Genomic DNA, 22,892 nt, shown 5'->3' on the forward strand with positions numbered 1-22,892 from the left:
GTCATTTTCCCGTGGAGCCCGTGGCGCCCGGTTCGCGACGATCGGATCAGACAACCCTTGTCGGCGCACTGAACGGGAGGAGCGGATATGCACGGCGAGTCGCTCCAGGAGTTCCCGCTCCTCATTCTCGAAGCGGTGCCTCAACCGGTGTGGGTGGTCGATGCCGCCGGGGACATCCTCTTCGCGAACCGGGCGGCCGTCGACGCCCTCGGATACGAAGACGGGTCGGAGCTCATCGGCCTGCCCAGCCACACGACGGTCCATCACTCGCATGGGGATGGTTCGCCCTTCCCCGCTGACCAGTGCCGGATGCTGCGGCCGGCGCTGACAGGCGTCCAAGAGCGCGGCGACGACTATTGGTTCGCCCGCAAGGACGGCACCCTTTTTCCCATCGCATGGTGGTCCGCGCCCATCGAGCTCGCGGAGGGTCGCGGCGTCGTCACCGCCTTCACCGACCTCACCGAGCGCCGCCGCGCTGAAGACTTGAAACGCGAACTCGCAGAGGCGAGGATCCGGGCCGCCGATTCTCGGGAAGCGCAGCGGCGCGTCATAGAGGCCACCGCGGAGGTGCGGCGCAGGACGGCCCAGGATCTCCATGACGGCGCGCAGCAAAGACTGGTGAGCCTCGCCATCCTTCTGCAACTCGCCTCCGAGCAGGTGGCTACCGCACCGGACGACGCGACGGCGCTGCTCAAACATGCTTCGGCGGAGACGAAGGCGGCGATCGACGAACTCCGGGAGCTCGCCGCCGGAATGTATCCGGCGACGTTGGCATCAGGCGGCCTTCCCGCGGCGATCGACTCGCTCGCCATGCGTTGCGCGATCCCCGTGGTGACCGATGTGCGCCTCGAGCGCCGACTCGACCCCGCCGTGGAGGCACACGCGTACTTCATCGTCAGCGAAGCCCTCACCAACGCCACCAAGCATGCCGCGCCCTCGCGCATCGACGTCGTTGCGCGAGCGGACCGCGCACTGGAATTGACCGTCGCAGATGACGGTGTCGGCGGTGTCGACGCACGGCGTGCCGGCACCGGGCTCACGGGGATGCGCGACCGCGTCACGGCGCTCGGCGGACGTCTGACGGTGACGTCCCCGCGAGGAGGCGGGACGACGTTGCGGGTGACGGTTCCGCTTGGCTGACGGAAGGTTGTGGGGTTGCCCCCATTTCAGTGCAGTCGGGCGGCAGGCATAGTTGTGTTCCATGTCGCTCAGCATCGTGATCGTGGACGATGATCCCGCCTTCCGTGCGGTGGCCTGCTCACTCCTGGCCGCACGAGGTTTCACCGTTCTGGCGCAAGCAGGCGACCTCTCCTCCGGCTTGACCGCGATCGCGGAACGCAACCCTGACGCCGTGCTTCTCGACCTGCAGATGCCGGACAGCGACGGCCTGACCGCGAGCCCGAGCATCCATCGCGTCAGCCCGGACGCGCGGATACTCCTCACCAGCGCCGGCGAACGCGTCCCTTCGGAGAGTGAACTCGCGACCGCTGGAGTGACGGCGTTCCTGCCGAAGGAACGACTGGCGACGACGGACCTGACTAGCCTGTTGTGGCCTTGAGGTAGCGAAGTACTGCGACGACTCGCTTGTGCTGTGCGGCGTCGGCTTCCTGCAGCTGCAGTTTGGTGAAGATCCCGGTGATGTGCCGCTCGACCGCCGGCACTGTCACGAACAGCGCCTCGGCGATGCCGCCGTTCGAGCGCCCCTCAGCCATCAGCGCCAGCACGTCCCTTTCGCGTGGAGTCAGTTGGTCCAACGGACCGGCGACGCGCTTACGCCCGACGAGAAGCCCGATCACGTCCGGGTCCAGCGCCGACTCACCGGCTGCGACCCGGTTGACGGCGTCGACGACGACTCCCGGGTTCGCGACCTTCTCCTTCAGTAGGTACCCGACCCCGCCGGCGCGATCGCCGACCAGCTCCAGCACGAACCGGTCGTCGAGGAATTGTGACAGCACCACGACACCCATCTGTGGATGCCGTGTGCGGATCGCCTGCGCGGCACGCAGCCCGTCATCTTCGAGCCCGGGGGGCATCTTGATGTCCGTGATGACGACGTCCGGGAGCGCCTGCTCGACCACCCGCAGCAGTTCGGGCGCTGTGTCCGCAGTGCCCACCACGGCGAAGCCGGCGCGCTCCAGCAGCCGGACGATGCCTTCGCGGACGAAGTACTGATCCTCCGCCACGACGACTGTCGGTGTTGTCACGTCCGTCACCTGACCAGGCTACTGAGATCACATGTAGGGATACCCCCACAATCTTCCGGGGGCGGCCCGCGGAAGATCTGGAGATCGCGCTACAGACCCGCGGCGGTGGCCCTCGAAGACTGGGACTGCCCCGCTGGGGCGATGTCAACCGCGACCATCAGAAAGAGGACCCACCATGTCCCACCACCTCGACTCCCCCCTCGCACGACAGGACGTGCGCCTGGACATCACCGACATGTACGTGTTCCGGGGCGAGACCGGCACCGCCCTTGTGATGGATGTGTCCCACTCGCTCGGTGAGCCCGCCGTTCCGGGGTTCCACCCCGAGGGCAAGTACGAGTTCAAGATCGACACCGACGGCGACCACGTCGAGGACGTCACCTACCGCTTCGTCTTCGACGAGCGGGACGCCGCGGGTAAGCAGCGCTTCGTACTGCGGAAGCTGACGGGTCCCGAGGCAGCGAACGACTTCGCCGATGGGCAGGTCATCGCCCAGGGCGTCCAGGGCGAGGAGGTCACCGGCTCCGACGGGGTCCGCGTGTGGACCGGGAAGGCCGGGGACCCCTTCTGGATCGAACCGACCGTGCTCCACGCGGTCGGCCACGCGTTCCAGGACGGGACGACCATCGACCTCGGCGATTGGACCCCGGGCGACGCCGTCAACCACTTCGCGGGCACCACCCTGTACGCGATCGTCCTCGAGCTGCCGGACGCGGAGATCCCGGCGGAGCGGATCAACGTGTGGTCGCTCGCCAGCCTGCAGACGGACGCCGGCGGCTGGCGGCCGATCAACCGCTTCGGCCTCCCGATGATCCACCCGCTGTTCACCCAGTACAACGAGAAGCTGGGCGACGACCTCAACGCTGGGCGCCCCGCCGACGACTTCGCCACCTGGGGCGAGACGGTCGCGGCGGAGATCGCCGGCGTCGTGCGGGCGTATGGCACGGCCGTCGACCCGGACGCCTACGGTCTCGCCATCGCTCACCGCTTCCTGCCGAATGTCATGCCGTACACCGTCGGCACCCCGGCCGCCTTCAGCTTCAACGGGTGGAACGGCCGGTCCCTCATCGACAACGCGCCGAATGCGATGTTCTCCCTGGCGGCGAACACCCCGGTGAGCCTCGGCATCGGCCGCGAGTCGGTGGACCCGAAGCCGACGGACGTGTTCCCGTACGTTCCGGTGGTCGCCGAGTAGCCGGCCCGGCGACAGGAGGAACGCGATGAGCACCCTCTCCTCCCTGAGGGCGGCCGGGCTCGACCCGGCCGCCCCCGCCCGCCAGAGATGGCGGATCGCGGGGATGGCGATCACGATCGTCGCCCTCCATGCCGGTGGTCTGCTGCTGCTCGCCGGTTCGCACGCTCCCGGCTCCACCGCCTCGCCGCTCGGCATCGGGATCGCCATCACGGCGTACACGCTCGGGCTCCGCCATGCCTTCGACGCGGACCACATCGCGGCCATCGATAACACGACGAGGAAGCTGGTAGGCGACGGCGGGAAGCCGGTGTCGGTCGGCTTCTGGTTCTCGTTGGGCCACTCCAGCGTCGTCCTCGCCCTGACGGTGGCCCTCGCGCTCGGCGCCCGGGCGCTCGCCGGACCGATCGAGGATCAGGGTTCGACGCTCCACCAGGTCACCGGCTTGATCGGCACATCCGTCTCCGGATTGTTCCTCTATGTGATTGCGGCGATCAACCTTGTCATGCTCCTCGGCGCCGTGCGGCGATACCGCGACGTCCGTGCCGGGCGGCTCAGCCCGCTCGAGGCCGACGAGAAGGCGCTCGCAACCGGTCCACTGGCGCGAGTCTTCGGAGCGGCCATGCACTCGGTGCGCCGACCGGGCCAGATGTACCCGCTCGGCGTGCTCTTCGGCTTCGGCTTCGACACCGCGACTGAGATCGGTCTGCTCGTCCTGGCGGCGACGACAGCGGCCTCCGGGCTGCCCTGGTACACCTTGCTGGCATTGCCTCTCCTGTTCGCTGCCGGCATGTCTCTGCTCGACACGGCGGACGGACTGCTGATGCGGTTCGCGTACGGCTGGGCGTTCGCGAAGCCGGGTCGCCGGATGATGTACAACCTGGGTGTCACGACGCTCTCGGTCGGCGTCGCGTTCATCGTGGGGACGATCGAGCTGGTCGGCTTGCTCGGTGAGAGCCTGCGACTGCAAGGAGGGGTGTGGAGCTGGGCCAGTGGCCTCGATCTGAACGCTCTTGGCTTCGCCATCGTGGCGGTGTTCGTGGTGGCGTGGCTGTCCGCCGTTGTCATGTGGCGACTGCGGACGCGTGGCGGTTCTGAAACTGAACGAGTCAGCGAGGGAGGAGGGCCTGCTCACTCGTTGTGAGCCTCCGCGTCTCCGGAATGAGCGCGAGAGCGATGAGGCTGACCGCGGCGGCAGCAGCCAGGTACATGCCCACGCCGCTGATGTCGCCGTCCGGCTGCCACAGGGCCAGCGCGATCGCCGGGGCGAAAGAGGCCCCGAGCACGCTCCCGAGGTTGTACACGATGGCAGACCCGGTGTATCGCACCTCCGGAGGGAAGAGCTCTGGAAGCAGCGCCCCCATCGGCCCGTAGGTGAGCCCCATCAGGATGAAACCCGCGACCAGGAACGTCAAGGTCGCCGCCGGCGTCCCGGTCACTCCGAACCAGGGCTCGAACAGCAGGCCGTACACCAGTATTCCCACGGTGATCGGCAGTAGCGACGACCGCCGCCCGTATCTGTCCGCGAGCCGACCCGCGATCAGGATCGCGATGCCGAAGAAGACGACGCTCACGAGCAGGAGCGCAAGGAACTCGGGGCGCTGGAACCCGAGTCCCGCCTTGTCGCCGGCGGCGGGCATGGCCGGGGCCGTCCCGTAGGCGAGGGTGAAGGTCGTTAGCAGGTAGAAGAGAACGTACGTCGCCACACAGGCGAATGTCCCCAGGACCAGCTGGCGCGCGTTGCGGCGGAAGACACGCCCGACAGGGATGCGCACCGTCCCTCCTGATTCGACGAGCGCGGCGAATACCGGAGTCTCCACGAGACGGACCCGGACATAGAGACCTACGAGGACGAGGACGGCGCTCGCCAGGAACGGGATCCTCCAGCCGAAGGCCAGAAACTCCACGGGCGCCGTTTCACCGGCCCGGGCCGGCATGGCGGCCGCGAGGAGGAGGAAGGCGCCGTTGGCGAGGATGAACCCGATCGGCGCTCCGAGTTGCGGAAAGCTGCCGTAACGCCCGCGGAGCCGTGCCGGGGCGTTCTCCACGGCGAGCAACGCCGCCCCGCTCCACTCCCCGCCCAACCCGACACCCTGGGCGAACCGGAGGACGGCCAGCGCCAACGGCGCCCACGCTCCGATGGCGTCGTACGTCGGAAGGCACCCGATCAGCACCGTCGCAGTCCCCATGATCAGGAGCGAGACGACGAGCGTCCGCTTGCGGCCGATCCGGTCCCCGAAATGCCCGAACACGACGGACCCGATGGGGCGGGCGATGAACGCCAGGGCGAACGTGATCAGCGACGCGAGCTGCGCGGCCACCGGGCTCTCGTTGGGAAAGAACAGAGCGGGGAACACCAGGACAGCCGCGGTCCCGTAGATGTAGAAGTCGTAGAACTCGATGCTCGTGCCGACCAGCGACGCGACGATGACACGAGATCGAGGGTTGCCTTCCATCGCTGACATCTGACCTCCTCGGGTGAGGGTATTGTGCTGAATTCTGGCGGTCGGCCGCCAGAGCCGAGCTGAAACGACGGGTCAGCCCGTCGATCTCGCAGCCACGATCTGTCGCACGGCCGGCGCCACTTCGCGGCCGAACAGCTCCACGCTCGCCAGCGCCTCCGTGTGCGTCACCCGCCCGCGGCCGATCGAGACGAGGATTCGTTGGGGACGCAGCGCGTCGTACAGGCGGACAAGCTGCGCCACAGCATCGTCCGGGCTTCCCACGATCGCCGTCGGGGGCACCGGGCGGCCCGGTAGAGCGACGGACCGCTGCGCATCCTCCTGGGCCTTCCGTTTGCTGACCGCGATGTGTCCCGGGACGAGCGCCTCGAGGCGCGGCGAGACGCGTTCGCCCTCGGGCGGTCGGAACATCTGTCGGTAGAGGTCCGCCAACGGTCGGTACGACTCCCACGTGCCGGCGTGCATCAACAGCGCCACCGGAATGCCGAGCTCGGCCGCCAGCTCCACCGGGCGCGGCGAGCGCCCGGACGTCACACCGATGGGGAGCCTCCCAACGGGGCGGGGGACCACCCGAGCGTCGTGTAGAGCAGGTCGGGAGTCGCCGGACCAGGTGACGCGAGCCTCCCGCCTGAGCTGCAGCAGCAGGCGCAGCTTCTCGTCGAACAGCCACTCATCGTCCGTGAGCCGGTGCCCGAACAGTGAGAACGCCTCGGGGAACGAATCACGCCCGACCATGAGGTCGACGCGACCCGCGGAGATGGCGTCGACGGTCGCGAACTGTTCCAGCACCCGCACCGGGTCGTCCGCGGCCAGTACGGTGAGCACGCTGACCAGGCGGATTCTGCTCGTCCGCTCGGCGATGGAGGCCAGCACCACGGCCGGCGCAGAGATGGCGAACTCTTCCCGGTGATGCTCGCCGAGACCGAATACGTCCAGGCCGACCTCATCGGCTTTGGCCGCGAGTTCGCCCAGCTCGCGCAGACCGCGGGCGACCCTCGCGGTGCCTCCCGGGTGGTCGGGGTCGTTGGTCACTTCGCCGAATCCGAACACGCCGAGTTCGATCGTCACCCGGTACCTCCTTGTCGCTCGTGTCTTGAATCATGGCCCTGCCGACGGCAGCGCCTCTTGAGACGGATGACCCTATTCGCGGCCGACCAGCGGTCGCGCCGGGTGGAGTCAAACGACGGAAGCGCAGGAGGAGCAGCCTGGGGGATCGTGGTCCCATGCCCTGATTCGGGAGGTGCGGCTGATGTTCGGCAGGCAAGTGACGCAACGAGTGCTCGGTCTCTTCTCCGTCCGTCCGCCCGCGGGAAGGCAGCCTTCGGCAGGCCGCGGACGACGCCCGGATCCGCTGGCGACGGTCATCCGAGTCCCCGACACGGGAGCCGGTGTCGACTGGTGGTGCACGCGCTTCCATGCTTCCGTCGTGGCATCGGCGGTCACTGGCGACCTGACGAGCGTGCTCCTCAGCTTTGGCCCCTCGTGCACCGCCGTGCTGATCGGCGGTCCGGGCGCGATGGAGTACTACGCCCCAGCCGAGTTGCGCGCCTCCCTCAGCGATCCGCAGCGTTCACTCGACCCGTGGGGTAACCCGCTGTCGATCGCCGACGGCCTCTCGATCTAACGGGGGGAGTCGGCTTCGCGTGGATCTGCGACCGTCAGCAGGGCATCGCGCAATGCCGCTCGGCTGGTGATGCCGAGCTTGGGGAAGACGCGGTAGAGGTGGCCGCTCACCGTCCGGGGCGAGAGATAGAGCCGCTCAGCGATCTGCTTGTTGCTCATTCCTTCGGCCGCGAGCTCGGCGATCGCCTGCTCCTGCGGTGTGAGCTGGATCGCATCGGGAGTGAGGAGTGCCCGCGAGTTCGGGTCGCGCGCGGCACGGAGCTCGTCCTTGGTGCGATTGGCCCACGGGACGGCGCCCATGCTCTCGAAGGCTGCGAGCGCTTCGTGAAGCACCTCTCGTGCTCGGACGGAGTTGAGATTGCGCCGCAGGCGCTCTCCGTACGCGAGCTGCACGCGTGCGAGGTCGAACGGGAAGCGACCGGCTCCGGGAGTGCGTACGGCATCCTCGAACAGCCCGAATGCCTCCTCGCCTTCCGTGACGAGCGCCTGCACTCCCAGGCTGACCAGCCTCATGCGTGGGGAGATCGCAGCGACGTCCGCGGCCACCAGGGCCCGTGCATGCGCTCGTGCCTCGTCCTCACGGCCGGTGCGCATTGCAGCCTCGACGAGGTCGAAGGCGACCCACATGGCGTGCGGGGAGTAGCGCGCCAGCTCTCCGGCCGGACTCATCTGCGTTGCGAACCGGTAGGCGCTCTCCCAGTCTCCCGCTGCCACGGCCGCAACCGTGCGGGCATGGAATCCGATCCGCTCCGTCCCCTTCGCGTTGCGCAGCGCAGCGACACGGCTGAGCTCGTCCGCCCACTCGTACGCTGCGGCGACCTCGCCACGCCCGGCGGCGAACAGGGCCTCATGAAGGAGGAAGTACCAGATGATGAAGTTGTAGCCATGTTCACGGCACACGGTGATTGCCTCGTCAGCGAGCTGCTGGCCCTCCTGCCAGCGGCCGGAGGAGTAGTCGTCGAGGCACAGGTGCATGTAGGCGCCGAGGCTGGAGCGGACGGCGCCGCCGTGCCGCCCGTCCTCGACTAGCCTCCACGCACTCGGCCGGCAGCCATAGAGCAGATCCGCGTACACCGAACTGGTGTTGACTCGGATGATCCGGTTTGGCTCGAACTCCTCGCGCTGCTTTGCGATCAGCTCGCGCAGATGCTCCCGATCCTCGGGCGTGCTTCTGGCGGTGTCGGGGAAGACGCGGCTCTGCACAAGTAGGAGCTCAGCGGGCTCTGGCCGCAACCTCCCGACGGCCGCGTAGAACCGCTCCCAGTAGTCTTCGCGCCCTGCCCACCAGCACAATAGGAGCAGGGTACTGAGCGCTTCAGCGAGCTCGTCGTTGTCGCCGCGCCAGCCGTGGTCGCCGGTCTCGATCGCTCCCAACAACAGCTGGAAAGCGGTATCGACAGTGCCGTCGCCGTTGACGATCATGTACGCGGCGGCAGCAGCAGCGTGGAGGGATGCCGTCAGGTTGGGATCGGCGCGGCGCGCGTCATCGAGCAGCTTGGATGCGTTGACGAGCTCTCCGGTGATATCGGCTCCGAGGTAGGCGGCCTCCGCCAGGCGGCGGGCCTCGTCGCGGGGGTTCGGGCTCAATTGCGCGGAGCGTGTCAGCGCGCTGATGGCCCGGGTCGCGTCCCCTCGCTGCAGAGCCCGCCGGCCGGCAGCCTCCAGGCGGCTCGCAATCGCTTCGTCCGGCTCGACCGCCGCTGCGGCCAGATGCCACGCCTGCCTTTCCGGATCATCTTCCAGGTGACGGGCTATCGCTCGGTGGACCTCGCGCATCTCCTCGCTGGTCGAGCGCTGGACGACGGCCGAACGCATCAGCGGGTGGTTGAAGCGGACGGTGCCGGTCTCCAGGTCGACCGTCACTAGGCCGACGCGCTCGGCAGGCGCGAGGTCGGAGAGCTGAAGGCCGGCCTTCGAGAGTTCGCGCAGGTTATCCCGCCCGTCCAGCGCGACAGTCAGAAGAGCCCGCTCCGTCGAGTTCTCCAGTTCGGCGATGCGGAACGCGAAAGTGGATTCGATTCGCGAGGTCAGAGGAAGAGCCTGCCCGTCGGTCAAGGTGGGCCTTGCCGCCACCACCTCCGCCAGTTCGAGGAGGGCGAGGGGATTGCCTGCCGACTCCTCGAGGAGGCGCTGCTTCACACGGGGCAGCATCTCAGGGTGCCTGCTGCGGACAAGCTGTTCCGCGGCGTCCTGAGAGAGCGGATGGACGACCGTCTCATCCAACCCGCTTCGCTCGAAGTAGCTGGCTTCACCGCTGCGGAAGGACGCGAGAAACACCACGTGTGTTCCGGCGAGCCGTCGCGCGACGAAGGCGAGGATGGCGGCGCTGGACCGGTCGACCCACGGCAGGTCGTCGACGATCAGCATCACCGGTTGTCTCTCCGCGGCACGCGTCAGAAGCGCGAGCGCGGCGTTGCACACCATGAGCTGGCTGGGAGCGGGACCGGCTCCGAGCCCGAGAGCGACGGTGAGCGCCTCTTGGAGGGTCTGCGGGAGCGCAGTGAGTTCGTCGAGGAGAGGCATCAACGTCTGGTTGAGGGCAGCGAAGCTGATTTCCGCCTCGAACTGGACACCTGACGTCCTCACGGTTCGCAGTCCGCTCTCGCGCGCGTATTCTGCGGCTGCTCTCAGCAGAGTGGTCTTGCCGACGCCCGCCTCTCCGACGATTAGGTGCGAGCCGCCGTTGACGGCGGCGTCATCGATGAAGGTGCGCAGCGCGGACATCTCCGCGTCGCGGCCGATGAGTTCCTGTCCGGGTCCAGGACCTCTGTATGTGGTCACCATCGCTTCTCTTCTGTCTGTGAATCCCGAGGCGGCGGAGCCGACGCCGCACATCGCTACGTGAGGTGGATTCACGTTATAACAACGATGTTACTCCTGAATTCGGATTCAGGAGTCAGATGGTCCATACTGTGACAATCGGGCGATTCAGACGCGAGTGAAGGACGGCAACCACATGAGCGAGGACAGCCTCTATCGCGGCGCGGACCTGTGCATGGCACGGGTCGGCGAGAAGTGGTCCCTGCTGGTCGTACGGGAGGTCCTGGCCGGGAACCAGAAGTTCTCCGAGATCAAGGACGCTCTCGGATTGAGCGGCGATGTGCTCAGCGATCGGCTGCAACAGCTCGTGAGCCGGGGAATCCTGCGCCGGGAAAACTACCAGGAACCCGGCGCCCGGCCCCGCGATCGGTACGTCGCCACCGAAGCGGGCACCGCACTGGTGCCCGTGCTCGAAGCGATGGACGCGTGGGGGCGCGTCTATGGCAGGGAATCCCTCAACAAGGAGAAGTCGTGAAAGACGCAGTCATCACCGGGATCGGGACCATCAACCCGCTCGGACCAACCGCCGGCGAGAGCTGGGACAACCTGCTCGCCGGCCGCTCAGGTGTTGCCGCTCTGCATCAGGAGTGGGCGCCCCGCCTGCCGACGCGGATAGCCGCCCAGATGGCAGAGGACCCCGCCTCCCGACTCGACCGCGTTTTCGCCAAGCGGCTCGATCGGGCTGAGCAGGCGGCCGTGGTGGCAGCCCGCGAAGCGTGGGCGGATGCCGGACTCGACGGCTCCGGCGCGGACCCCAACCGGGTCGCTGTGATCATCGGCACGGGGATCGGCGGCGTCGGCACTCTGATCGCCAACCAGGACGCCTTGCGCTCGGGAGGCCCGCGCCGCGTCAGCCCGCGCATGGTCACCATGCTGATGCCGAATGGCCCCGCAGCCGCGGTCAGCATCGACCTGGACGCACGGGCGAGCGCGATCACTCCGTCGAGCGCGTGCGCGACCGGCGCCGAGGCGCTCGCGCACGCGCTCGACCTCATCCGGTTGGGTCGCGCCGATGTCGTCATCGCCGGAAGCACGGAGGCATGCGTGGAAGAGGTGACGATGGCCGGGTTCAGCCAGGCTCGCGCCATGTCCACGCGGAACGACTCACCGTCCACGGCATCCCGGCCTTTCGACAAGTCACGGGACGGCTTCGTGCTGGGCGAAGGGGCGACCGTCTTGATCGTGGAGTCGGTGGAGCATGCCGCCGCCCGGGGCCGCACGCCTTATGGGCGGCTGGCGGGCGCAGCGATCACGTCCGACGCCCACGACATGGTGTCGCCGGAACCGAGCGGCGACGGCCAGATCCGGGCGATGCGCGCCGCTATCGAGGACGCGGGGCTGGTGCCGTCCGATATCGCCCACGTGAACGCACACGCCACCTCGACGCAGGTGGGCGATGCGATCGAGGCACGCGCCATCCGGGCGGTCTTCGGGGACTCCGCTTCTCCGGTTGTCTCTGCGGTGAAGGCGATGACGGGCCACATGCTCGGTGGCGCCGGATCTTTCGAGGCCCTGGCGACGCTCCTCGCCGTTAAGGACGATGTGGCGCCGCCCACTCCGACGCTTGAGGAGCCGGACGACGGCCTCGCGCTCGACATCACGACGACCGAGGCGCGTCGGATGCCGATCCACGCAGCCATCAGCAACTCCTTCGGGTTCGGAGGTCACAACTCGGCCATCGTCTTCACGAAGTGATCCTGACAGCGGCCCCCGCCGGAGCGTCACCGACTAGGCGGAGACACTCCGGCGTCCGGGTCTGCGTTTGGCGCCTCGCCAAGGGATAACGCGCGCAAGTGTGGCGACTCCGACCGCGAAGACCACCGCGGTGGAGAGCGTGACCGCTCCAACCGACAGCTCACGCCAGAGCGAGGGTCGGTTGTCGGAGAGCAGCCGGATCGCCAGATTCGCCCCGGCGCAGACCGGAAAAGTCAGCGCCCAGTAGCTCAGCGAGAAGGGCGCCCGGACATAGTCGCGCAGCATGAAGAGCTGCAGCAGACCCATGAGGACGAGCACCCCGATGATGGAGTCGAAGACCAGTCCGCTCTCGCTTCCCCTCGCGATGATCCAGGCGAGGCCGGCGGCCGCTGGCGGCGACATCAGGATTGACACGGAGGGCTGAGACTTCACAGGCAGCGGCGCTCCGGTGATCAACCGCGACAGGATCAATGTCCCAATCGCCACCCAGAAGAAGGCGCCGACCCCGAAGGCTGCCCAGGCCGCGGTCGTCAAACCTGCCGACGTCAGGCCGATGCTAGCCAGGAACGGACCGGCCACCACCGGTAGCAGGTAGCCGGGATGCAGGGCGCTGAACGGAACGTCGCCGATGATCCAATGCCTCAGCAGCGCCGCCGCGACGAGTGCCAGTGCGATCACGAAGATGAGCATGAGCGATCGCATCGCCGTCGGCGCAAGCTCCTCGTAGTGCACGGTCAAGAGGATGCCGATCACCGGGATGTACGCAGCGAACGGACCCTGACGGGGATGCCGCAGGTCTTCGAACAACCGGCGGGTGATCAACAGCTGTGCGAAATAGCCCAGGGTGAATCCGGCCCAGAGCACCGTCGATGCAGCGAAGAGCGATTCGACGACAGGCCCGACGGCGACGCCTGCCGAAGTGAACGCTGACCAGGCTCCCCCGAGCGCAGCGAGGCCGAGCGGGATCGCGAATACGTCCAGCGGGACCCTCCAACGGACCCGGCCCCGAGCGGCCGCGCGCCTACGACCCTCAGTAGGGCTGTTCACCGCTCGCTGTCCAACGTCGCCAGCTGCGTCGGCGCATACCGTTCCCCCGCGGCTGCGCCATCTGGTACCGCCTCGGCGATCTCGGCGAGCTCTCGATCATCGAGGTGCAAGTCGGCAGCGGCCAGTGACTCCTCCAATCGGTCGCGCCGCCGCGCCCCGACAAGCGGGACGATGTCATCGCCCTGTGCAGCCACCCACGCGATAGCCACCTGGCTCGTCGTCACCCCAAGTCGTGCTGCAACGCGCCCGAGCGACTCCACCAGCTCCAGGTTGCGCCCCAGGTTTTCCGGCTGGAACCGCGGGCTCGACGCACGGAAGTCGCCCGCCGAGAGGTTGCGGTCCGCCCTCCAGTGGCCGCTCAGCAGCCCACGAGACAGCACCCCGTACGCCGTGAGCCCGATCCCGAGCTCACGCAGCGCAGGAATGATCGCACGTTCCGGGCCCCTGGACAGCAGCGAGTACTCGATCTGGACGTCGGAGATCGGCGTGACGAGCGCAGCGCGCCGGATTGTCTCGGCACCTACCTCGGACAAGCCGATGAACCGGATGTACCCGGCCTGCTGCATCTCGAGCAGAGCCCCGAGAGTGTCCTCGAGCGGGATGTCAGGGTTAAGGCGTGACGGCCGGTAGATGTCGATGTAATCGGTGCCGAGGCGGCGGAGCGAGTAGGCGAGCCGGTCCTTCACCGCCGCCGGGGAGACGTCGTAAGGGACCGGTTGGAAGCTGCCGTCGGGGGCACGTCGCGCTCCGAACTTGACGCTGAGCACGACGTCTTCTCGACGCCGCTGCTGCAAAGCGCGGCCGATGAGCATCTCGTTGTGCCCCGACCCGTAGAAATCTCCGGTGTCGATGAGATTCACACCCCGGTCGATCGCCTCGTGAATCGTCGCGATCGACTCGGTCTCGTCCGCGGGACCGTAGAGGTCCGACATACCGAGCGCACCGAGTCCGATGAGTGAAACGGTGGGGCCGTTGGTGCCGAGCTTGCGTCGCGGGATGGTCATGATCGTGCTCCTTTCTCCTTCGCCTCCTCGAGGCTCTCGCCCCCGGGAAGCGGACACAATCGGGGCGGCATTACTCCGATCGGTGCTTAACCCACGGCAGCTTGTGGGGCTAACCCCAGGCAAATGCGGGGGCCGCGAACCGGTCCACGTCGCCCACGCCAGGAGTAAACGACCGGACGACATCCCGAACCACCTTCATCACGAAGACCCAGGCAGGGTCGCACTGCTTCAGTAAGGAGTAGCCGGTTGCAGCCACGACGGTGTCAGTCTTCTCGTCGGTAAGTTCGCCGTCGAGTCCGTCGCTCACTCGACCAAAGGCGACGTACGGGCGAGGCTGCCCGGGTGAACCCTCCGGTGCTTGGTAATGGACCTCACGAGGGACTGCCGGGCGAAATCGCGGCCAACACAGCGTAGGCGGGCATCTACCCCGCCTACCGGCGCATGCTTTACGGTGCCCGCATGAATGAGGTCCAAGCAGTCATATATGCCCGCATCTCCTCTGACCCCGGCCACGAGGGGCTCGGCGTACAGCGTCAACTCCAGGATTGCCGGAGGCTCGCCGTCAGCCGTGGTTGGGACATCGCTGACGAGTACGTCGACAACGACATCAGCGGATTCACCGGCAAGTGGCGTCCCGAGTACGAACGCATGCTCAACGACATCGCAGAGAAACGCATCGACCGCGTCATCGTCTGGCACCTCGACCGGCTGACCAGGCGACCGATCGAGCTGGAGCGTGCGATCGAAGTCTGCACGGCCGCCGGCGTCGACATTTCGACAGTAACCGGCGACGTTGGGCTGGGCAACGACGCCGGTCTGCTGGTGGCCCGTGTCATCAGCGCGGTAGCTGCTGCCGAGTCTGGACGTAAGTCGGCCAGACTCCGACGGGCGATGCAGCAGCAAGCAGAGATGGGCAAACCGAACGGTGGTGCCGCCCGGCCGTTCGGGTATGAGCAGGACAAGATCACAGTCCGCGAGACCGAGGCTCGCGTGATCCGGCAGCTCGTTAAACGCTACATCGCCGGCGAGTCAATGGGGACCTCCTCCGTCACAGCAACAAGCTCGGCCTCACCCCCGGCCTCGCGGACGCCGACAAAGAGTATTGGGCTGGGTCCACTGTGGAGCGGCTCCACGACCCCGCGTTCTCTCTGGGCTGGACACCCTCGACCGACTACCGGATTGACCGACTCCTGCCCAGTGGCGAAGAACACGGGGCGAAGTTCCTTGAAGGCAACGTCTACTGCCCAAGCACGCCCGAGGCTCATCTCAACGCGACGTTCGACTACTTCAACGGCGACATCGACAAGCCCACGTTCCTTGACCGCAAGGGCCAGCTAAGGGCGTTCAAGCTCCACGTCAAGGAGCGCAAGCCGAACGGCAAGATGATGATGCGTTGCCCTGCCCTAGGGCCCAGCCCGACGGTGACGTGTCCGCTTCGCGAGCTGGCTCAGACCGCAGCCAAGAAGGCTCGACCCTCCGTCGAAGAAGAAGACCTTCACCCCACCGAGTTGCTGGATGACATTTGCACCAAGCACAGCGTCGCAATGACCCTCGGCGAAGGTCGCAAGCATTTCCAAGGGTTCGACTACGGCCTCGAGCCGTGGGAAACGTTCCATCAGCACGCTCGCAACTCGGTGGAGTCCGTCAACGCGCAGATTAAGCGCGGCGGGACCCACGACCTCGAAAGCTCTTCTCGTAGGCGCGTGCGCGGCTTGGCGGGAGCGCAGTTGATGATGACGATGGTGATCACCGCCTTCAACCTCGACAAGATCGCTGCGTTCATCCACGATCAGCTCCACGCGGAGTCGACCGGCGGCCCGAAGCCGAAGAAGCCCCGGGCCCGCGACAACAAGTGGCACAATCCGTATATCAATACCTATCCGGAAGGCGCGCCTCTCCCACCGGACGCCAAGCCTCGACGGGGGCGCATTAGGGCGAGCAGCCCGCCAGCGCGGCGCTGATCAGCAGCCGCCCCACTACTGCCCAAGAGGGCAAAACCCGCGCGTAAAGACGGCGCGAGCCTGCCCAAAACGCGAAAACGCACAACCCACACCGGCCTCTGACCGCCCGATAAGCAGGTCGTCTGCCCAGAAAACGAGAAAACCGCTCCGGATCTCCGGAGCGGTTTTCTTGTTTGTGGGTTTCGTGATCAGTTTCACGAAGAACCCTTCCGTCGGGCTGACAGGATTTGAACCTGCGACCCCATGACCCCCAGTCATGTGCGCTACCAAGCTGCGCCACAGCCCGTGACGTGGATATTCAGTTGTGTCGAGCCGACCGGAAGAGGCCTAAACCCCTTATCCCCCAGTCAGGTGCGCTACCAAGCTGCGCCACAGCCCGTTGTCGACTGCGCCGAAGCGCGGACAACCCGATCATCATAACGTGCCGCCCCGGCCTCCGACGAATCGGCCGCGTCGCCGAAGGCGCCGACCTCGCCGCGACGCCGGGCGTCGATGTCAGTGGCCCGGGCTACCGTTTCGTCATGGCAGAGACGCTGAGCATCGCGACCCCACGCATCGTTCCGGCGAACGAGGCGAGCTGGTCCGACATCCAGTCGATCTTCGGCGACCGGGGCGACGCACACGGGTGCCAGTGCCAGTGGTTCAAGGTGAGCCCGCGCGACTACCGTGAGCTTCCCTGGCAGGAACTCGGGCAGCGCCAACGGGCCGAGACGAACTGCGACGACCCCGCTGCACGCACCACGACAGGGCTCGTCGCGTATCTCGACGGCGAGCCGGCCGGCTGGGTCGCCGCCGAGCCGCGCGTGAACTACGTGCGCATGCAGAAGCAGCGCATTCCGTGGCTGGGCCGCGATGAAGACAAGGGCGATGCGGATGTCTGGGCGGTCACGTGCTTCGTCACCCGCGCGGGCTTCCGCGGCCGCGGTCTGATGTCGGAACTCACCAAGGCGGCGGCCGAGTTCGCGCGCAGCCGCGGCGCGCGGGCGGTCGAGGGCTATCCGATCGTCACGGCGCCCGGAGAGCGGCTGAGCTGGGGCGAGCTGTTCGTCGGCGCGCGCAGCGTCTTCGAGGCCGCGGGCTTCACCGAGGTGAGCCGTCCGAGCGCGCGGCGGGCGGTGATGCGCATCGACTTCTGACCGGTGGGCACCTGTGCGGAGCCGCAGGAGTCAGCCGTCGATGCGCACCGCGCCGGCCGCGCCTATCCGGCGTCCGCGGTCAGCGCCGCCACCTGCTGCGGCGTCAGCGGCTGCCACGGCGACGGACTCGACGGGTCTCCCGACTGATGCGACGGGTCGTCGCCCTTCGTCCACCACTTCGCCTGGTAGGCGACGCCGTTCAGCATCACGTGGGCGCCGGCCGTGTAGCTCGTGCTCGGACTCCAGGTCGGGAAGGTCCCGGCGGCCACGGTCGGCTGCGGCGCGGGCGTCTCCCCCGGCAGCACCGGGCCGATCAACTGCCACGGCACCGCCTGCGAAGAGCCCGTCGGGTCGTCCGGCACATCGCCCTGCGTCCACCACTTGGCCTCATAGACCTCGTGGTGCCAGACCACCTTCGAGCCGCCCACATAGGCCGCCTCATCGTTCCAGATCGGGTACGGGCTCGTCGCCGGATCGTCGGCCGTTGCGCCCTGCGTGGGAATGGCGGTGGGCTTCGCGACGGCAGCGGCCGCATCGACGATCTTGCCGCCGAAGCCGCGCCCGAGCGTGGACGCGAAGCTCACGCCGCGCTGGGCGACGCCGCTGCAGGCATCCGAGACGACAGAGGTGTCCGGATAGTTCGCGCTGCAGCTCTGGTCGCGGTTCAGCGACCACATCGACATCCGTCCGACGCCGTTCTCCGTCGCGAAGGCGTTGAGCTTCCGCGCGTCGGCCAGCGTGAACACCTCTCCGGCCGTGTCGTTCTGCCCGATCATCGGGGTGGCGCCGACCTTGCCCCACAGCTGCTGCGACGTGAGCCGCTCGCCCTGACGCCGATAGAGCGCGTCGAGCTGGCCGTGCACCGCATTGAGCGAGCCCTTCGCGATCGCGGCCATGGTCTTCCCCGCCGACAGCTCGGTGCCGTAGTCCATGGTCATCGCGTTGACGCCCGCGACCGCGACACCGGCCCGCAGCATCTCGGTCACGACGCGCTGCGCGTCCGACTGCAGGCCGTCGGTCCCGACGGGAAGCGTGAGCCACACCGAGAGCTTGTGGCCCGCGGCGCGGCGCTCCTTCTGCAGCTTCGCGATCGCGTCGGCACGCCGGGCGATCGAAGCGCTGTCCGACAGCGCCGAGCCCTCGAGGTCGAGGTCGATCGTCGACAGCTCATAGCGGCTGACGACCGCGGCGTACGCCGATTCGAGCTCCGATGTCGTGGTGCAGGCGAGGGCCAGCTCGGTGCCGGCCTGACCGCCGAACGACACCGCGACGTCGCCGCCCTCGTGACGCAGTCGGCTGATGCGCCGATCGAGATCGAGGGCGGTGGATGCCGCACCCAGCGCGTACGCGCCACCCCAGCTCGGCGCGCAGTCGCCGCTGCGAGGCGCGACGACGAACGACAGCACGACGTTCTTCGCGCCGGAATCGGCGGCCTGCTCGAAGGCGTACTCGGGGGTGGCCGTCACATCGACGTACGGGGCGAACACGGGCGTCACACCGCTGCCCTGCGCCTGGGCCTTCCACGCCATGCCGCCCCAGACGGCCACCGTCACGACGGCGAGGCCGACCACGGCCGCGACCGTCACGCGCCACGGCGAGAGACGCATGTCGCCGGCGCTCATGCCGCCTGCCTCTCGTGGTGGGCCTCGTGGGAGTCGACCTCGGCCGCGAATTCCGTCTCGAACGCGATCGGCGCGGGGCGGCGCGCGTCGCCGACCTCGCCCGCACCGCGGTAGAGGACGAGGCGCCAGTCGGTGCCGCCCGTGGGCTTCGACTCGCCTGCGGCATCCGCCGTGGTCGCCTCGTTCGCTGCCGTCTGCGCGCGGGGCACGTACATCCAACGGGTGGCACCGGCCCAGGCATCCGCGAACATCGGCCCGATGCCGATGAAGGCGACGATCGCGTAGGAGGCGAACACGGCGTTCACCAGCGCAAACGCGGCGTTCGCCCAGTTCTGCGCGTACCAGTCGCGCCACAGCGTGAGCACCGAGAACGCGACGATCGCGGCGGGGGCGATCACATACAGGAACGGGGTCGCCGTGCGGTTCTTCACCTTCGGCGTGCGCGCGAACGGGATCTTCTTCGCCGTCACGGCCTGCTGCATCGACTTGAGCACCCCGGCGAGGTTCACCGGCAAGAGGATCAGGTTGAAGGCGTAGATGCGGAAGACATCCGTGCGCTTGTAGCCGCTGTAGTGCAGGTCGGAGGCCATGGCCGCGAAGTACGGCAGGGCGGCGAGCATCACGAAGGGGCTCAGCAGGCGGCTGTCGTACGGGTAGGCGAGCATGAAGAGCAGGCCGAAGCTCGCCCACGCGATCGACGCCATGTAGTTGAGGCGCAGCAGGAACTCGGTGGCGGGCACCTTCTTGCCACGGCGCTTCAGCTCGCGGCGCTGGCTGAACAGCTTCGGAAGGATCAGCAGGCCGCCGTTCGCCCAGCGCCGGCGCTGCACGACGAGTGAGCCGAAGTCGCTCGGGGTCGCGCTGTACGACAGGCGCTCCGGGTAGTTGGCGAGGGTCCAGCCGTGCACCGCGAGGTCCACGCTCGACTCGGTGTCCTCGATGACCGTGCGGTCCTGAATGAAGCGGCGCACCTCGACGCCGTCGACGTGCTCGATCTCGCGGATGTCGTCGAGCGCAGCGCGGCGGATCACCGCGTTCGCACCCACCCAGAACGTGGCGCCAAAGTGCGTCATGCCCTGGTGCAGGATGTGCTGCACGTCGGTGGTCGCCGCCGCGAGCCGCTCGAGACGGGTCGGCGCGCCGCGGAACGACGAGTACGGGGTCTGGGTCACGGCGACGCGCTCGTTCCCCGGCTGCTGCAGGAAGTAGACGAGGCGCAGGCAGTACTCGCGCAGCAGGATCGAGTCGGCGTCTAGCGTCAGCACGAACTCGCTGTCCGGCACGTCGAACGCGTCCTCGTCAAGCGGGCCGGCCTCGATGAGCGACCGACCCATCGGGGTCTCGATCGCGCGGTAGCGGCCACCCATGAGCCCGATGTACGCGTTCAGGTTCATCGCCTTGTTGGCCTCGTGAGAGAGCGAGGCCCAGGCCTTGCGCTGGAAGACCGACAGCTCTGCGGTGAACGTCCACTGCAGGCGGCGGTAGAGCTCGTCGAGGCGGGCGATGGGAAGGCGGGCGCCCTCGACGGATGCCGCGTGCAGGGCATCCCCGGTCTCCATCAGCTCTTCCGCGAGCCGCATGAGCACCTCGCTGACGAAGAACTCGTCGACGTGGTCCTCGTTCTTCTCGTCGATCGCCTGACCGTGCAGCCAGCCGGCGGCCCAGTAGTACTCGCGGGCCAGACGGCTCGCCTCCTCGGCCGACGCGAGCGCGTTCGCGCGGCGGTCGGCGGCGATGCGGTCGGTGAACTGGCGAACGGCACGGTCGACGTGCTCAGCCGGCTCGGCGAGCAGGCGCTCGATGCCGGCGACGGCTTCGTGCGTGCGAGCGAGCCGGTCGGCTGCCGCCTGCGACTTCGGCGCGGGGTCGTCGTCGAGCAGCAGCACGACGCGCAGCTCGGGGAACTCCTGCAGTGCCGCCGACAGCAGCGTCGCACGCACGACCTCGGGCTCTTCGGCATACGACGGCACGAGCACCGTGATGCCGGTCGGGTTCTCGGCGAAGTGGCGCTCGAGCTCGGCACGCGGCACCCGCGTGTGGCTCTGGAAGCGCTGGAACGCTCCGGTGCGCGCGACGAGGTACATCAGCGCCGAGAACGTGAGCAGCGTCACGATCACGACGTAGCCGATCGACTCCATGGTGAAGCGGAAACCGTGGTTGCCGTAGTCGAGGTACTGACGCAGCACGGTGGAGACGACGTAGGCAAGCCACGCGAGAACGGTGACGACGATGGCGATGCGGCTGCGAGCGAGTTTGCCGTCGCTCGGCTTCGGGTGCATGACGGGCAGGGGCGCGCGACGGCGCTCAGAGCCCCACTGCCGTTTTTGGGCAGGGTGATTTTGGGCATGGTGAGATGACACAGAGAATTCCCTCGGCTTCGGGTTCCAAGAGGAGCGGGTATGCCGGCAGGTTCGGGTTGCCGACACAGATCACGTTAAGCCGAGTGATGCTGAGAGCTCGTCATGCGCGTGTCCCCATTTCGGGCGCGTTACACGCGGCCACCCCCGAACGCGGCGCGCTCACGCCGAAGAAATCGCTTTCCCGCCCGGATCACCCCGCGATTTGGGGGTGCGGGCCTTCTGCGTGTCGCTGGGGGTTCTAGCGGCTGCGCCGCTCGCGCACGCGCATGTTGAGAACGATCGGGGTGCCCTCGAAACCGTAGAGCTCGCGCAGCCGGCGCTGGATGTAGCGCCGGTACCCCGGGTCGAGGAACCCCGTCGTGAAGAGAACGAATGTCGGCGGCCGGCTCGACGCCTGGGTGCCGAACAGGATGCGGGGCTGCTTCCCGCCGCGCAGCGGGTGCGGGTGAGCCGCGACGAGCTCCGCGAGGAACGCGTTGAACTTGCCGGTGCCGATGCGCGTGTCCCACGACTCGAGCGCGAGCTCGAGCGCCGGAACGAGCTTCTCGAGGTGCCGACCCGTCTTCGCCGAGATGTTGACGCGCGGCGCCCAGTCCACATGGGCGAGGTTCTGCTCGATCTCGCGCTCAAGGTAGCGGCGGCGGTCGTCGTCGAGCAGGTCCCACTTGTTGTATGCGATGACGAGGGCGCGCCCCGACTCGAGCACGAGGTCGATGATGCGCACGTCCTGCTCGCTGATCGGCTGGGTGACATCGAGCACGACGACGGCGACCTCGGCCTTCTCGAGCGCGGCCGAGGTGCGCAGCGACGCATAGAAGTCGGCGCCCTGCTGCAGGTGCACGCGTCGGCGGATGCCTGCGGTGTCGACGAAGCGCCACACCTTGCCGCCGAGCTCGATCTGCTCGTCGACCGGGTCGCGCGTGGTGCCCGCGAGGTCGTTGACGACCACGCGCTCCTCCCCCGCGGCCTTGTTCAGAAGCGAGGACTTGCCGACGTTCGGGCGGCCGACGATGGCGACGCGGCGCGGTCCGCCGACCTCGCGCTTCGCGACGGCCGAGACCTCGGGCAGCGCGCCGACGACGAGGTCGAGCAGGTCCGCGACACCCCGGCCGTGCAGCGCCGAGACGGGGTGCGGCTCACCGAGGCCGAGCGACCACAGATCGGCGGACTGCGGCTCGAGACGCGCGTCGTCGACCTTGTTGGCGACGAGGTAGACGGGCTTGTTCGTCTTGCGCAGCAGACGCACGACGTGCTCGTCGGTCGAGGTCGCGCCGACATTCGAGTCGACGACGAACATCACGGCGTCGGCGAGGTCGATCGCGACCTCGGCCTGCGCGGCGACCGAGGCGTCGATTCCGCGAGCGTCGGGCTCCCAGCCGCCCGTATCGACGAGGGTGAAGCGGCGCGACATCCACTCGGCCTGATACGAGACGCGGTCGCGCGTCACGCCGGGCGTGTCCTCGACGACCGCCTCACGACGGCCGAGGATGCGGTTCACGAGTGCGGACTTGCCCACGTTGGGGCGCCCGACGATCGCCACCACGGGCAGCGCCGGCAGATAGGTGATCTCGTCGACGTCCTCGCCGGCCGACTCGAGGACAGCGAGGTCCTCGTCGTCGAGCGCGTACTCGTCGAGGCCGCCGCGCAGCGCCGCGGTGCGCCGTTCCGCCGCCGCGTCGTCGAGCGCGGCGAGCTTCTCTGCGAGGTCGTCGCTGCCGACGGCTGCGTCGTCGAAGTCGTCGGTGTCGGCCATAGTGGTTCTCGTT

General features: G+C 68.0%; 19 protein-coding genes, 1 tRNA gene and 1 pseudogene. 10 read left to right on the plus strand and 11 right to left on the minus strand.

Annotated elements, in window-relative coordinates:
• Window positions 1–87 precede the first annotated feature (87 nt).
• Both ACM2XV_RS00485 and ACM2XV_RS00490 read left to right on the plus strand, forming a co-directional pair.
• A complete protein-coding gene (locus tag ACM2XV_RS00485; RefSeq protein WP_487025616.1) occupies window positions 88–1,140 on the plus strand; it encodes a PAS domain-containing sensor histidine kinase in 1,053 nt (350 codons plus the stop codon).
• 61 nt (window positions 1,141–1,201) lie between these two features.
• On the plus strand, window positions 1,202–1,558 hold the full coding sequence (locus tag ACM2XV_RS00490) for a response regulator (RefSeq protein ID WP_487025617.1): 357 nt from the start codon (window positions 1,202–1,204) through the stop codon (window positions 1,556–1,558).
• Here ACM2XV_RS00490 and ACM2XV_RS00495 read toward each other — a convergent pair.
• Window positions 1,539–2,213: a response regulator transcription factor gene (locus tag ACM2XV_RS00495; RefSeq protein ID WP_487025618.1), complete on the minus strand. Its 675-nt coding sequence runs from the start codon at window positions 2,211–2,213 to the stop codon at window positions 1,539–1,541. The two genes, ACM2XV_RS00490 and ACM2XV_RS00495, sit on opposite strands and share 20 nt — an antisense overlap.
• Window positions 2,214–2,379: 166 nt before the next feature.
• Here ACM2XV_RS00495 and ACM2XV_RS00500 point away from each other — a divergent pair, with 166 nt between their 5' ends.
• The gene (locus ACM2XV_RS00500; protein WP_487025619.1) at window positions 2,380–3,399 is read left to right on the plus strand and encodes a DUF4331 family protein; all 1,020 of its coding nucleotides are present in this window, start codon (window positions 2,380–2,382) and stop codon (window positions 3,397–3,399) included.
• Window positions 3,400–3,424: 25 nt separating this feature from the next.
• Window positions 3,425–4,540, plus strand: a complete 1,116-nt coding sequence (nicT, locus tag ACM2XV_RS00505; protein WP_487025620.1) for a Nickel transporter NicT — start codon at window positions 3,425–3,427, stop codon at window positions 4,538–4,540.
• Here the strand turns inward: nicT and ACM2XV_RS00510 are convergent.
• Entirely contained in the window at window positions 4,506–5,861 is a 1,356-nt protein-coding gene (locus ACM2XV_RS00510) for an MFS transporter (RefSeq protein WP_487025621.1), read from the minus strand. The two genes, nicT and ACM2XV_RS00510, sit on opposite strands and share 35 nt — an antisense overlap.
• Window positions 5,862–5,933: 72 nt before the next feature.
• Window positions 5,934–6,926: an LLM class flavin-dependent oxidoreductase gene (locus ACM2XV_RS00515; RefSeq protein ID WP_487025622.1), complete on the minus strand. Its 993-nt coding sequence runs from the start codon at window positions 6,924–6,926 to the stop codon at window positions 5,934–5,936.
• A gap of 358 nt (window positions 6,927–7,284) precedes the next feature.
• Here ACM2XV_RS00515 and ACM2XV_RS00520 point away from each other — a divergent pair, with 358 nt between their 5' ends.
• Entirely contained in the window at window positions 7,285–7,482 is a 198-nt protein-coding gene (locus tag ACM2XV_RS00520) for a hypothetical protein (RefSeq protein ID WP_487025623.1), read from the plus strand.
• On the opposite strand, the gene ACM2XV_RS00525 is transcribed toward ACM2XV_RS00520, so the two are convergent.
• Window positions 7,479–10,265, minus strand: coding sequence for a helix-turn-helix transcriptional regulator (locus tag ACM2XV_RS00525; RefSeq protein ID WP_487025624.1), 2,787 nt, complete (start codon window positions 10,263–10,265; stop codon window positions 7,479–7,481). The genes ACM2XV_RS00520 and ACM2XV_RS00525 overlap by 4 nt on opposite strands.
• 172 nt (window positions 10,266–10,437) lie before the next feature.
• On the opposite strand from ACM2XV_RS00525, the gene ACM2XV_RS00530 reads away from it, so the two are divergent.
• Together ACM2XV_RS00530 and ACM2XV_RS00535 are read left to right on the plus strand one after the other, a co-directional pair.
• On the plus strand, window positions 10,438–10,776 hold the full coding sequence (locus tag ACM2XV_RS00530; RefSeq protein ID WP_487025625.1) for a winged helix-turn-helix transcriptional regulator: 339 nt from the start codon (window positions 10,438–10,440) through the stop codon (window positions 10,774–10,776).
• Window positions 10,773–11,996 carry a beta-ketoacyl-[acyl-carrier-protein] synthase family protein gene (locus ACM2XV_RS00535; RefSeq protein ID WP_487025626.1) on the plus strand — a complete coding sequence of 408 codons (1,224 nt, stop codon included), beginning with the start codon at window positions 10,773–10,775 and terminating at the stop codon, window positions 11,994–11,996. Before ACM2XV_RS00530 ends, ACM2XV_RS00535 begins: the two co-directional genes overlap by 4 nt.
• 33 nt (window positions 11,997–12,029) lie before the next feature.
• Here ACM2XV_RS00535 and ACM2XV_RS00540 read toward each other — a convergent pair whose 3' ends face one another.
• The 3 genes from ACM2XV_RS00540 to ACM2XV_RS00550 form a co-directional block, all read right to left on the minus strand.
• The gene (locus ACM2XV_RS00540) at window positions 12,030–13,043 is read right to left on the minus strand and encodes an SLAC1 family transporter (protein WP_487025627.1); all 1,014 of its coding nucleotides are present in this window, start codon (window positions 13,041–13,043) and stop codon (window positions 12,030–12,032) included.
• A complete protein-coding gene (locus ACM2XV_RS00545; RefSeq protein ID WP_487025628.1) occupies window positions 13,040–14,047 on the minus strand; it encodes an aldo/keto reductase in 1,008 nt (335 codons plus the stop codon). The genes ACM2XV_RS00540 and ACM2XV_RS00545 overlap by 4 nt, the downstream gene beginning before the upstream one ends.
• A 109-nt stretch (window positions 14,048–14,156) precedes the next feature.
• A complete protein-coding gene (locus ACM2XV_RS00550; protein WP_487025629.1) occupies window positions 14,157–14,354 on the minus strand; it encodes a hypothetical protein in 198 nt (65 codons plus the stop codon).
• Window positions 14,355–14,506: 152 nt separating this feature from the next.
• Here ACM2XV_RS00550 and ACM2XV_RS00555 point away from each other — a divergent pair.
• Both ACM2XV_RS00555 and ACM2XV_RS00560 read left to right on the plus strand, forming a co-directional pair.
• A pseudogene (locus ACM2XV_RS00555) lies at window positions 14,507–14,953 on the plus strand (recombinase family protein); the annotation flags it as partial.
• Window positions 14,954–15,165: 212 nt separating this feature from the next.
• On the plus strand, window positions 15,166–16,008 hold the full coding sequence (locus tag ACM2XV_RS00560) for a hypothetical protein (RefSeq protein ID WP_487025642.1): 843 nt from the start codon (window positions 15,166–15,168) through the stop codon (window positions 16,006–16,008).
• Between the two features lie 212 nt (window positions 16,009–16,220).
• Here ACM2XV_RS00560 and ACM2XV_RS00565 read toward each other — a convergent pair.
• Window positions 16,221–16,294: transfer RNA gene (locus ACM2XV_RS00565), tRNA-Pro, on the minus strand.
• Between the two features lie 235 nt (window positions 16,295–16,529).
• Here ACM2XV_RS00565 and ACM2XV_RS00570 point away from each other — a divergent pair.
• Window positions 16,530–17,144 carry a GNAT family N-acetyltransferase gene (locus tag ACM2XV_RS00570; protein ID WP_487025630.1) on the plus strand — a complete coding sequence of 205 codons (615 nt, stop codon included), beginning with the start codon at window positions 16,530–16,532 and terminating at the stop codon, window positions 17,142–17,144.
• 62 nt (window positions 17,145–17,206) lie between these two features.
• On the opposite strand, the gene ACM2XV_RS00575 is transcribed toward ACM2XV_RS00570, so the two are convergent.
• The 3 genes from ACM2XV_RS00575 to der all read right to left on the minus strand — a co-directional run bounded on the left by ACM2XV_RS00575 (window position 17,207) and on the right by der (window position 22,879).
• The gene (locus ACM2XV_RS00575; RefSeq protein ID WP_487025631.1) at window positions 17,207–18,766 is read right to left on the minus strand and encodes a chitinase; all 1,560 of its coding nucleotides are present in this window, start codon (window positions 18,764–18,766) and stop codon (window positions 17,207–17,209) included.
• Complete coding sequence (locus ACM2XV_RS00580; RefSeq protein ID WP_487025632.1) at window positions 18,763–21,045, minus strand: glycosyltransferase family 2 protein; 2,283 nt, start codon at window positions 21,043–21,045, stop codon at window positions 18,763–18,765. Before ACM2XV_RS00580 ends, ACM2XV_RS00575 begins: the two co-directional genes overlap by 4 nt.
• 319 nt (window positions 21,046–21,364) lie before the next feature.
• Window positions 21,365–22,879: a ribosome biogenesis GTPase Der gene (der, locus tag ACM2XV_RS00585; protein ID WP_344774631.1), complete on the minus strand. Its 1,515-nt coding sequence runs from the start codon at window positions 22,877–22,879 to the stop codon at window positions 21,365–21,367.
• Window positions 22,880–22,892: the final 13 nt, after the last annotated feature.

This window comes from Gryllotalpicola sp. CP2-P1 (assembly GCF_057512245.1).